11 protein-coding genes are annotated in these 10,337 nt (G+C 52.0%); 6 read left to right on the top strand and 5 right to left on the bottom strand.

What is annotated here, in order from left to right:
• Positions 1–356 precede the first annotated feature (356 nt).
• The 4 genes from D5S03_RS02275 to D5S03_RS02260 all read left to right on the top strand — a co-directional run bounded on the left by D5S03_RS02275 (position 357) and on the right by D5S03_RS02260 (position 3,106).
• Positions 357–587 carry a HypC/HybG/HupF family hydrogenase formation chaperone gene (locus D5S03_RS02275; protein ID WP_008868750.1) on the top strand — a complete coding sequence of 77 codons (231 nt, stop codon included), beginning with the start codon at positions 357–359 and terminating at the stop codon, positions 585–587.
• Complete coding sequence (gene hypD, locus D5S03_RS02270; RefSeq protein WP_287042559.1) at positions 571–1,653, top strand: hydrogenase formation protein HypD; 1,083 nt, start codon at positions 571–573, stop codon at positions 1,651–1,653. The genes D5S03_RS02275 and hypD overlap by 17 nt, the downstream gene beginning before the upstream one ends.
• A 22-nt stretch (positions 1,654–1,675) precedes the next feature.
• Positions 1,676–2,683, top strand: coding sequence for a hydrogenase expression/formation protein HypE (hypE, locus tag D5S03_RS02265; RefSeq protein ID WP_287042558.1), 1,008 nt, complete (start codon positions 1,676–1,678; stop codon positions 2,681–2,683).
• 198 nt (positions 2,684–2,881) lie between these two features.
• The gene (locus tag D5S03_RS02260) at positions 2,882–3,106 is read left to right on the top strand and encodes a DUF2905 domain-containing protein (RefSeq protein WP_008868753.1); all 225 of its coding nucleotides are present in this window, start codon (positions 2,882–2,884) and stop codon (positions 3,104–3,106) included.
• 115 nt (positions 3,107–3,221) lie between these two features.
• Here D5S03_RS02260 and D5S03_RS02255 read toward each other — a convergent pair whose 3' ends face one another.
• The 3 genes from D5S03_RS02255 to sixA form a co-directional block, all read right to left on the bottom strand.
• Positions 3,222–3,443 (bottom strand): hypothetical protein, encoded by a 222-nt coding sequence (locus D5S03_RS02255; RefSeq protein WP_008868754.1) that lies wholly within the window; start codon positions 3,441–3,443, stop codon positions 3,222–3,224.
• Positions 3,444–3,525: 82 nt separating this feature from the next.
• Entirely contained in the window at positions 3,526–3,801 is a 276-nt protein-coding gene (locus D5S03_RS02250) for a cupin domain-containing protein (RefSeq protein ID WP_287042557.1), read from the bottom strand.
• A 21-nt stretch (positions 3,802–3,822) separates the two neighbouring features.
• Positions 3,823–4,275: a phosphohistidine phosphatase SixA gene (gene sixA, locus D5S03_RS02245; RefSeq protein WP_008868756.1), complete on the bottom strand. Its 453-nt coding sequence runs from the start codon at positions 4,273–4,275 to the stop codon at positions 3,823–3,825.
• Positions 4,276–4,606: 331 nt separating this feature from the next.
• On the opposite strand from sixA, the gene D5S03_RS02240 reads away from it, so the two are divergent.
• Positions 4,607–6,328: a TraB/GumN family protein gene (locus tag D5S03_RS02240; RefSeq protein ID WP_287042556.1), complete on the top strand. Its 1,722-nt coding sequence runs from the start codon at positions 4,607–4,609 to the stop codon at positions 6,326–6,328.
• 102 nt (positions 6,329–6,430) lie between these two features.
• Positions 6,431–7,171 carry a ZIP family metal transporter gene (locus tag D5S03_RS02235; RefSeq protein ID WP_208596362.1) on the top strand — a complete coding sequence of 247 codons (741 nt, stop codon included), beginning with the start codon at positions 6,431–6,433 and terminating at the stop codon, positions 7,169–7,171.
• Positions 7,172–7,240: 69 nt separating this feature from the next.
• On the opposite strand, the gene D5S03_RS02230 is transcribed toward D5S03_RS02235, so the two are convergent.
• Positions 7,241–9,010, bottom strand: coding sequence for a methyl-accepting chemotaxis protein (locus tag D5S03_RS02230; RefSeq protein WP_287042555.1), 1,770 nt, complete (start codon positions 9,008–9,010; stop codon positions 7,241–7,243).
• Positions 9,011–9,103: 93 nt separating this feature from the next.
• On the bottom strand, positions 9,104–9,571 hold the full coding sequence (locus D5S03_RS02225) for a cytochrome c family protein (RefSeq protein WP_008868760.1): 468 nt from the start codon (positions 9,569–9,571) through the stop codon (positions 9,104–9,106).
• Positions 9,572–10,337 lie beyond the last annotated feature (766 nt).

Raw genomic sequence — 10,337 nt, 5'->3', positions numbered from 1 at the left:
TGCTAACACTGAAGCTTGAAAAAGGCAAAATAATTCTCAGGTAACCATTCAAGGGGTCCTCGGTGGTGATTCATGGCATTAGGCCCGGGGACTGTCCCCGCTAAGTTATGACTATGCAGCTTCACTTAATTTCGCTTCTGTACTTTTTGTATTCGTCAAGGAAAAGTGTCGCGGGGACTGTCCCCGGGCCGGTTAGCCCCCCCCTGAATGGTTACATTCTCAGGATCCAGCCTCTTCCTTTGTTGACCTTTTGAGACGGGCTGGTTAGTTATTGTTTTGACGTCCTGGAGAGTCCAGGCCGTGAAATGAGGCCTTGCGGGGCAGTATTGCAACAATAAAAATTCAGGAGAAAATATATGTGTCTGGCCGTTCCCATGGAAGTGGTGTCCATAGAAGACAATGTGGCCCATGTGGAAGTGGGCGGAGTCAAAAACCAGGTACGCCTGGATATTGTGGACCAGATGCCGGCTGTAGGGGATTTTGTCATTGTCCACGCAGGTTTTGCCCTGAGATGCATTGACCGCCAGGAAGGCCTGGAAACCCTGAAACTGTTTCAGGACAGTCTGGGGCTTGAACTTGTCAAGTGAATTCCGGGACCCGGATCTTTGCCGCAGAGTTCTGGAACAGATTCAGCACCTGGCTGATTCACCTTTTCGTTTCATGGAAGTCTGCGGCACGCACACTGTATCCATCTTTCAAAGCGGCATAAAGAGCCTTCTGCCCGAGAACATCTCTCATCTTTCCGGCCCGGGCTGCCCTGTATGTGTGACCCATGACCTGGAAGTAAATACTTTTCTGGACCTGGCAAAAATGGATCTCCGCCTGGCCACCTTTGGGGACCTCATGCGTGTGCCGGGCAGCGGAGGCGACAGCCTGAAAAAGGCACAGGCGGAAGGGGCAAGGGTGGACATAGTCTATTCCGCCTTCGACGCCCTGCAGCTGGCTGTGGACAACCCTTCTGAAAACGTGGTTTTCCTGGCTGCAGGATTTGAAACCACGGCTCCTACAGTAGCCGCCACTGTGAAAGCGGCTCTCAAGCAGCAGGTGGAGAATTTTTTCATTCTGCCCATGCACAAGCTGGTACCCCCGGCTCTGCAGGCACTGGCTTCGGACCCGGACATAAGGGTGGACGGACTTCTTCTTCCGGGTCACGTATCCACCATTACAGGCATCGAGCCGTTTATGTTTCTGGCCGGGGATTACAACCTTCCGGCTGTCATTTCCGGTTTCGAGCCCCTGGATATTTTGCAGTCCATCCAGATTCTGCTGCGTATGCACAAGGAAAAAACACCCGCAGTGATCAACAATTATAAAAGGGCGGTTGCAGATCAGGGCAATCCCAGGGCCAGGGAAGTGATGCTGGAGGTGTTCAAGCCTGTGGATACCGCCTGGCGAGGACTGGGGGACATTCCGGGCAGCGGGCTGTCTTTGAGAAAAGAATACCTGGGGTTTGACGCAAGGAGAAAATTTGAGCCTGCCCCGCTTCAACCTGAAACAAATACCGGGTGCAAATGCGGCCAGGTACTCAAGGGCAAAATACTGCCGCCCCAGTGCCCGCTCTTTGCTTCCGTGTGTACACCGGCTGAGCCCGTGGGGCCGTGCATGGTTTCCACTGAGGGTTCCTGCGCGGCTTTTTTCAAATACTCATTGTAGAACGTATAAAGGAAAAATATCCATGTCCGACAGGGTCCTTCTTGACTATGGCAGCGGAGGCAAGGCCTCGCAGCGTCTCATCAGGGAGATATTTTTAAAACACTTAGGCAACCCAGGGCTGAACCGCCTTGATGACGCCGCCCTCATCGAGGATTTAAGCGGCCCTTTGGCCGTGAGTACGGACACATTCACCATTTTTCCACTGTTTTTTCCCGGGGGCGACATCGGTTCCCTGGCAGTGCACGGAACGGTAAACGACGTGGCCATGCTGGGGGCACAGCCTAAGTATCTGAGCTGTGCCTTCCTCCTGGAAGAGGGACTGGACATGCAGGATCTGGACAGGATTGCATCATCCATGGGCAGGGCTGCCGCCGACTGCGGAGTACAAGTCATCACCGGCGATACCAAGGTGGTGCCTAAAGGAGCAGCGGACAAAATGTTTATCAATACCACCGGCATCGGCATGGTTATAGCCGATCCTGCTCCTTCAGGCAGCAGGGCAGAACCTGGAGATGCGGTACTTATAAGCGGCACCATGGGAGACCACGGCCTGGCCATACTGACTCACAGGCAGGGTTTGAAGTTTGAAACTGATATCCAGAGTGACAGCCAGGCCTTGAACAGCCTGACCACCAGGTTGATCCGGGAAGTGGGGGATGTTCATGTGCTGCGCGATCCAACCCGGGGAGGGCTGGCCACCACTTTAAACGAGATCGCCTCTCAGTCCGGCTGCGAAATACTTCTCCAGGAGGATCAGGTACCTGTACGCCGGGAAGTGCAGGGCGGATGTTCTTTTCTGGGCCTGGATCCCCTGTACCTGGCCAATGAAGGCAAGTTCATCTGTATCCTGCCTGAAGACCTGGCCAGCAAGGCCTTAGAGGTCATGCACTCCCATCCTGCTGGGCGGGATGCAGCCCTTATCGGGTACGTCCGGGAAGGACAAAAGGGCAGGGTGGTGCTAAGGACTTCCCTTGGCGGCCACAGGCTGCTGGATATGCTGGAGGGAGAACAGCTGCCCAGGATATGTTGAATGGAAGAATTTTGGGATTGAGGGATTGGGGAATTCAGGGATTTGAGAATTCAGGGATTGGGGAATTGAGGGATTGAAGAATTGAGGGATTGGGGGATTTAGGGATTAGTAACAGCCGGTACGATACAGCATGTTTTACAGGATTGCCGGCAAACTCAGCAATAGAAAAAGTTCAAGCTGAACTTGAGGTTTTACGGTATGCAGGAATGGCCTGATCCCGGTAAGATACTGATAATCATAGGTCTGGTTCTGGCGGCGGTGGGGCTTTTGGTACTCTTGAGGGACAAGCTGCCCTTTACCCCGGGCCGTCTCCCCGGGGACATTCTCATCAAGAGGGAAAACTTCACCTTTTATTTCCCCCTGGGCACCTGTATCCTCATAAGCGCAGTGCTGACCTTAATATTTTTCCTCTGGCGCAAGTAGAAGGCTTAGCAAGAGGTTTATAAGGCGTTGTCCGCAAGCTGATTAATTATCATACGCCCCTGCTTCCATACCTCCCATGGCTGAGAGTGGTTCGTTATGATTGATTACTTTATTTTTATGATCTCGTCTTGAACAGGATCACACCGGTGAAAATCAGGGCCACAGGCAGGGCCACCACGATTCCCCCCAGAAGACCGCCGACGATACATAAAATCATTCCGGCTTTGGCATGCCGCCGCATCCCGTAAACGCTGCCCACCAGGTAAGGTAAAAGGCCGCACAAAAATCCTATTACAAAACTGACCAGGACAAAGACCAGTATGGATGGATCATCCATGAGCTACATTCCTCCGGTTACAGGTGAAGCCACAAATGACAAAAACAGCTGCAGTCGAAAACTGGCGGGCACTGCTCAACGTTTATTCCATACGGTAATGCTTGCTTACGGCCCTGTTAATTTTCCAGGTGCAGGACATGCCCCTGGGAAAGTTCACCAGATCGCCGGCCTTGATGACCACAGGCTCTCCGTCCTCCGGGGTCACCTCAACCTCTCCTTCCACGATGTAGCATGTTTCCTGCTGATCATAGTGCCAAGGGAATTCTGATTCCTTTTCTCCCCAAGTGGGCCACTGCCAGACCCCCATTTTTTCCAGTTCTTCCCGGGGGGGATTACGGGTTATCTTTATTTCCTGCATAAATCCTCTCTTTTTTGGTTTTCAGTCAATACTGGGCATCAAGGTCCATTTGATATGCCATCCCTGTTCTTTTTCCAGGCAGATAATTCCGCCGTTTTGGAACTTTATCACCTGGTTGTCCTGGTCGCCGTTCACCAGAAGTGAAGCCAGCCGCTGCATGAAGGGAAGGTGTCCCACCAGCATAAAGTGGTTAAGCTCTTCCAGTTTATCTTTCCAGGCCTGGACATCGTCAAGGGGGCCCAGTCCCTGGGCTGCTTCTATGCTTATTGCCGGATTCAGGGTGCCGGACATTATCCGTGCGGTCTGTTCTGCTCTTTTTTTGCCGCTGTGCAGAATGCCCTGGACAGGAACCCGGTAGTCCCCGGCTGTTTCAGCAATGCGGCGGACTTCTTTTTCACCCTCTGGAGAAAGGCTCTGATCAGGGTCCTGGTCCTTGGGCCTGCTTTTTCCGTGCTGAACCAGGTAAATCTGCATAAATCACCTCCCTGTGCGTATAAATACAAGTTGCTTTTTTGTATCATGTCAGAGCTTTGGATTTGGCATGGGACCGGCTCTCCCCGCACTTATTATTCAAATATGCTGAAATCTCCTGTGGCAAAAACAAGCACGGGGGACCTGTCGCCTGCTTTTTTTAAAAGCGCTGAACTGATACCCGTTTTTAAACCTGAAAGACTCGTATATATGGATTGGATCATACATTATAGTTAGTCAATGGTGATGGGGGGTGTCAAGGAGTAAAGAAATGCTTCTTATGCCGGTGAAAAGCATTCTTGACAACGCTTAAAGCTTGTGCATTGTTGCCGGGATGAAGAATAAACCCGTTTCTGAAGTATGCAATGAATTTTCTCTGGGCACCCTGGGACTTCCAGAATTTTCCCGGGTTCTTGAACATGGTTATGTGCCTGAGCATTCTGCAAGTTTAATGCGGGCCATGTCCTGCGGGGAACCTTTTATTGTCCGGGACCATCTTTTCCTGGCCGGCGGGGACTGGTTGATGGCCGTTGGATATCCATTAACAGGGCCTTATCACCCTCAAAGCTTTTCAGAAGCCCTGCGGGAAAGCATAAAGCGAATCAGGCCCGCCAGGTGCTGGTCAGTGAGTCCTGCTCTTCCGGAAGATCTCTCCGGGCATTGCGTGGAGCAGGACTTTTACTATATCCTGCCGGTGGAAAGCAGGGTGCAGTCCCGCCTTCTGCGCCTTGCACAGAAGGCCTCCAGGTCCCTGGAGGTGGAGCAGGGCAGGGAGTTTACTCCGGCTCATGAGGAACTTTGGAAGGAATTTGTTCATAACCGTACTCTTCCTGCCAGGGTACGCAATATGTACCAGCGTACCGTCCATGTGCTGGCCGGTGTTCCGGAGCTTTTCCTTCTCAATGCCTGGGATGAAAAGGGCAATCTTGCCGCCTGTCTGCTTCTGGATCCCGGTCCAAAGCGTTTTGTCAGCTATCTTATCGGGGCGCATTCCCGCATCAATTATGTCCCTTACACAACCGACCTGCTCTTTCGGGAAATGATCGAGCTGTCCCGGGACAGGGGAAAAGAATTCATTCATCTGGGTCTTGGGGTAAATCCAGGCATCAGGCGTTTTAAGGTGAAGTGGGGCGGAACCGCCCACTGGCCCTTCGAGTTTGCCGCCTGGGAGGAAAAGCCGGAAGCGCATAAAGAGTCGAAAGTGCACCCTGTTCCTTTCATGGAGGACAAGTTCAAGTTTTTTTTGAACCTTCCAGAGCAGCGCAGGCTGGCCATGATCTGGGAGTTGGAAAAAAACGGACGCAGAAGCTGGATTGCCGGGGCCGCGCATTTTTATCCCTACAGTTTCCGGCTGGACATGCGCAGGCTTTTCCAGGAGGTGGATACAGTGCTTTGCGAAGGCCCCCTGGACCAGGTAAGCATGGATATCATAGCCGATTTCGGCAAGAATCCGGACCCGGATACCCCCAGGCTGTCCTCCATGCTCACGGATTCAGAGATCAAAAATCTCGAAAAAGTAGTGCTCGGCCGCAACTTCTGGAGCCGTCTATTGAACATGTCCCTGGAAAACGGCCCTGACGTACGCTATTACCTGGCTTACACTAAGCCCTGGCTGGCCTTTTTCACCATGTGGTCCTCGTTTCTCAGACGCCATGGCTGGGAGCAGTCAGTGGACAGGGAGGCCTGGGATACAGCTCAGGAAATGGGCAGATACGTTCTGGGCATGGAAACCATCTCCGAGCAGCTGCGCACACTGGACAGTATTCCTGTGGACAGAATTGTCCGGTTTTTCAGGGACTGCCATAACTGGTCAGGGCTTAAGAAGAGATATGAGACCGGTTATCTCAAGGGAGAACTGGACAGGATGTTTGGAACCAGTGCAGAGTTTCCATCCAGGACTGAAATGGTCATCAACCGCCGTGATGAGCGCTTTTTAAGTCGCATGCTCCCGTTTCTGGAGAAGGGCGGCTGCGCTGTATTCGTTGGTTCAGCACATATGCTCAACCTGCGCAGCATGCTCAGGGAGGCAGGGTTTTCCGTGCACAGGCGCAAGTAAAATGGTTTTGCTTGCATAAACTCCGGTTTAATGATCTTTTTGGTCTATGACAGACATCAGCGTTCAACCCTTAAACTCTATTCAAATAATCCATTGCAGGCATTGATTTACAGCATACTGGCGGGGTCCTCCACTGCCCTGGGGGCTTTGGCTCTCATGTTTATGGGGCCGCCTGGCAAGAGAACCATGGCCGCCCTGCTGGGATTTGCCGGCGGAGTCATGCTGGCAGTTTCCGTTTTCGAGCTAATGCCGGAAGCACTTGAACTTGGCTCCATGACTGTGCTGGTGACAGGTTTTCTGCTGGGGTGTCTCATTATGTATCTCCTGGACAGATTAATGCCCCATGCCCACCTGTCTGACAGTGAACACCTGGAGGTGGAAAACCCGGAACGTCTCGGCATTAGAAGAAGCACAATGCTGCGCACCGGCTATCTGATTTTCATCGGCATTTCCATGCACAATATTCCTGAAGGCCTGGCCATAGGAGCCGGTATTGAGTCCAGCCCGGAACTGGGCTTGATCATCGCTGTGGCCATCGGGCTGCACAATATACCCGAGGGACTCGCTGTGGCAGGGCCGCTGAAGGCAGGCGGACTTTCCAATCTGAAAGTGTTTTTGTTTACCCTGGGAGCAGGGCTTATGACCGTTGTGGGTGCAGCACTGGGGCTGCTTGTTTTCGGGATTTCGGAGATGTTTATTTCCGGAGGCCTGGCATTTGCAGCCGGAGCAATGATCTATATTGTAAGTGATGAGCTTATCCCGCAGTCCACCAGCATGCACGCTCATGCCGCCAATGCAGGTCTTATAGGCGGTCTGCTTCTGGGGTTTGTACTTCTGGTATGATGCTGGGTGGAATACGGGTCTGCAGAGAGCCACTGCAGACCCGTTTTTACAAGCCTGAATGATAGAGGGTCAGTTATTCTGCGAGCTTTTTTGGAGTTTGTCCACCAGGCTCTGCAGTTTCTGGGTCTGCTTGTTCAGATCGGTTATGGCCTGCGCTGACTGGTTCATCACTCCAGCGGTTTCCTTGGATATGCGGTTTATTTCTTCAATATTCTTGTTGATCTCCTCGCTGGCCGTGGACTGCTCCTCTGTGGCCGTTGCAATGGCCTGAACCTGTTCATTGGCCCGTTTAACAAGCTTCACTATCTGGCTCAGCTGCTTACCGGATTCATTGGCCTGCTTGGTGGCTCCCTTTACTGATTCTACTGTGTTATCGACGCTGTCCATGTTCTTGTGGACTTCTTCCTGAATATTGGAAATGTATTGACTGACCTCCTGGGTGGCCTTCATGGTTTTCTCAGCCAGTTTGCGCACCTCGTCGGCCACAACGGCGAACCCACGCCCGGCGTCTCCTGCCCGCGCGGCTTCAATGGCTGCATTTAATGCCAGAAGGTTGGTCTGGTCAGCTATGTCATCTATCACGTTCATTATCTTGCCTATGCCCTCGGCATGCTCTCCCAGGGTAGCAATCTGTTTTTTCAGTCCCAGGGCGTTGCGCTGCACTGTTGCAATGGCCTTGACAGCCTCATGCACTGTTTTTTCTCCGGACCTGGCGGTTTCCTGAGCCTGGGTGGATTCTTCAGCCGATCTGGAAGCATTCTGGGCCACCTCTAAAACCGTGGCGTTCATCTCCTCCATGGAAGTGGCTGTTTCAGTGGTGCGCCTGCTCTGTTCCTCAGCGCCCCGGCTGGCCTGCTCCACCTGGGAGGCCAGCTGTTCGGTGAACTGGGTCAGTTCACTGGTTATGCTTTGAACCTGGGCTGCTGCTTCCTGCAGGCTCCTTTCTCTTTCTTCTGCAGCATCCCTGGCCTCGGCCGCTTCTTCCATGGCCAGGTTGGCTTCTCTGGTCTGCTCCTCGGCCATTCGAGTTTTTTCCTGGGATTCACTTATCTTTTGTTTCAGGTTTTGCACCATTTCCTTGAATCCCTGGTTCAGCCGGCCCAGCTCATCCTCCCCGAGATCCTGAAATTCCAGGTCCAGCTCTCCCTTGCTCACCCGGGTTTCCATGTCATGCAGATATGTTATGCGGTTTATAACAGTTTTTCTCAGGAAATATACCATGGAAAATACCAGGATCAGTAGACAGCCCAGGCCCAGAAGAGCGTTCTGGATCTGATGTCTTTGCAGCAGGGCCAGGTCAGGGTCAATATCCTGCATGACCAGCATACTGCCCAGGATGGGCTGGGAACTCCCATGACAGTGGTAGCACTCCGGTTCGTTGGGGATGGAACGTACAGTCATGAAGTATGTTGTGCCGCCGGCAGTCACCATGGCTGATTCTTCAGCTTCCCGGTCCAGGCTGTCAAATACCACCTGGTGCACATCCGGTTCAGGATGTACTTCATCCATGTCCATGCGGAGATTGTCTTCGCTGGTGGAGTAGGTGATATTGCCCCGGAAATCGGTAAGATATACGTTTAGATCATCGTAGAGATCGTCAATGCGGGCGAACTGCTGATGGGTGCCTTCATTGTCTCCGATAAGCATGGGCTCTTCTATGTTCAGTTCCACGAGGTCAGTGGTGCGGTATCCCTGGCTTTCAATCTGGCTCATGGTGTCAGCTCTTTGCCAGTAAGAATTGACCAGGATAAGCAGGGTGAATACCACGATGGCCAGCAGTACTACCAGGACCACCACCTTGAGCAGGATGGATCTTGAAAAAATATTCACAAATTTCATTTCCGGCCTTCCTGATTGTTTTATGGTTCTGAACTGGCCCCGGGATTTACTCGCCAGCATCTTCAAAAATAAAGAGTTAACGCTTGCTGGGGCTTAATGCGCCCCTGAATAGAGCAGGGGTTTGTAATTGATGTTGCGGACCCGTTCATCATCATGGCAGGGAGCGCAATGTTCTTCGATATTCAGGTCAGCTTCTATGAGGTGTGGATCACCGGTGAAGGCATGTTCCGAGCCGGGGCCGTGACAGACCTCGCATCCGGCGTGTCCCAGTTCCGGGGTGTCCTCGAAGCTGATAAAACCTCCAGGTTCACCGTAGCCGGTAGTGTGACACTCGTAGCATTCACGCTGCTCATCAGGGGTAAGCTTATCCAGCATAAGCTGGACATTTTCATCGGAGTTGGATTTGGAGGCGTACTCCATGAAGTTTTCATATTCCTCAATATGGCAGTCCATGCAGGCATCAGAACCGACATACTCCTTTTCAAAGGTATCCCCCAGGGACAGTCCAAGCCCCAAAAATAAAACCATTGCAGCCGATACCAGAACCAGCATGTATTTCATGGCCTCCTCCTTTCGGGAAAAACTGAACAAACAATTTGTCTTGTGCCGGAGTTATCATTCAGGCTGCAGGTTTAGACCTGTTGTCCAGTCCGGCTGCAGCTTGTCCCGGCGGATTAATTCAGGACCAGATCTGTTTTCGTGGCGTTTCGAATACGGACTGAAGCAGAAAATCAGCTTGTCAGGAAGCAGAACAAGAGCGTGTAGTGGAAAGTCTTGAAAAGGTTGCTTGCATATTTTTTCACAATTTTCAAGGTTAAAAAATGCTTTTCCCAATAATTTTCAGAGCTGACGTGTGGACCGGCTCCAGGCAGCAGAAACAGCCCTGCATGTTTTCCATTTCCATGATAATATCGATGTAACCATTTAGGGGGTGCTCGGTGGTGACTCATGTCATTAGGCCAGGGGACTGTCCCCCTGGCCGGTACCTGCCCCCCTGAACGGTTACTTAATCGGCTGTCTTTCCCGTGTCTTTAGGGAGGAACCCCCTGAATGGTTACTTCAAGGGTTATCATTGTTGTATCTGTTTAGCGCTTTTAAGGAAAGCAGGGGACAGGCACTCCGGGACCCACTTGGGCATCAATTTGTGCTTAAAATGAATCATTTTCTGGGACAAGTGGGTCCCGGAAGAGCCAGTCCCCATGCCATATGCAAAGCGCTAAACAGATACTCATCGTTCATTTTTGTATATCTTCAAGTTCTGGGAGACAGGAGTAAACAGGTCCTGTTCCTGTGGCCCCATGGATTCTTTCCGGCCCAGAATAAGCAG

It is taken from the genome of Desulfonatronospira sp. MSAO_Bac3 (genome assembly GCF_003838035.1).
GTDB lineage: Bacteria > Desulfobacterota > Desulfovibrionia > Desulfovibrionales > Desulfonatronovibrionaceae > Desulfonatronospira > Desulfonatronospira thiodismutans.
This window is presented reverse-complemented; position numbering and strand designations above follow the sequence as displayed.

Excerpts from the sequence above, each read along its gene's own strand:
- D5S03_RS02275 (WP_008868750.1), top strand. The coding sequence starts at position 357 with ATGTGTCTGGCCGTTCCCATGGAAGTGGTGTCCATAGAAGACAATGTG.
- hypE (WP_287042558.1), top strand. The coding sequence starts at position 1,676 with ATGTCCGACAGGGTCCTTCTTGACTATGGCAGCGGAGGCAAGGCCTCG.
- D5S03_RS02260 (WP_008868753.1), top strand. The coding sequence starts at position 2,882 with ATGCAGGAATGGCCTGATCCCGGTAAGATACTGATAATCATAGGTCTG.
- D5S03_RS02255 (WP_008868754.1), bottom strand. The coding sequence starts at position 3,443 with ATGGATGATCCATCCATACTGGTCTTTGTCCTGGTCAGTTTTGTAATA.
- D5S03_RS02250 (WP_287042557.1), bottom strand. The coding sequence starts at position 3,801 with ATGCAGGAAATAAAGATAACCCGTAATCCCCCCCGGGAAGAACTGGAA.
- sixA (WP_008868756.1), bottom strand. The coding sequence starts at position 4,275 with ATGCAGATTTACCTGGTTCAGCACGGAAAAAGCAGGCCCAAGGACCAG.
- D5S03_RS02240 (WP_287042556.1), top strand. The coding sequence starts at position 4,607 with ATGAAGAATAAACCCGTTTCTGAAGTATGCAATGAATTTTCTCTGGGC.
- D5S03_RS02230 (WP_287042555.1), bottom strand. The coding sequence starts at position 9,010 with ATGAAATTTGTGAATATTTTTTCAAGATCCATCCTGCTCAAGGTGGTG.
- D5S03_RS02225 (WP_008868760.1), bottom strand. The coding sequence starts at position 9,571 with ATGAAATACATGCTGGTTCTGGTATCGGCTGCAATGGTTTTATTTTTG.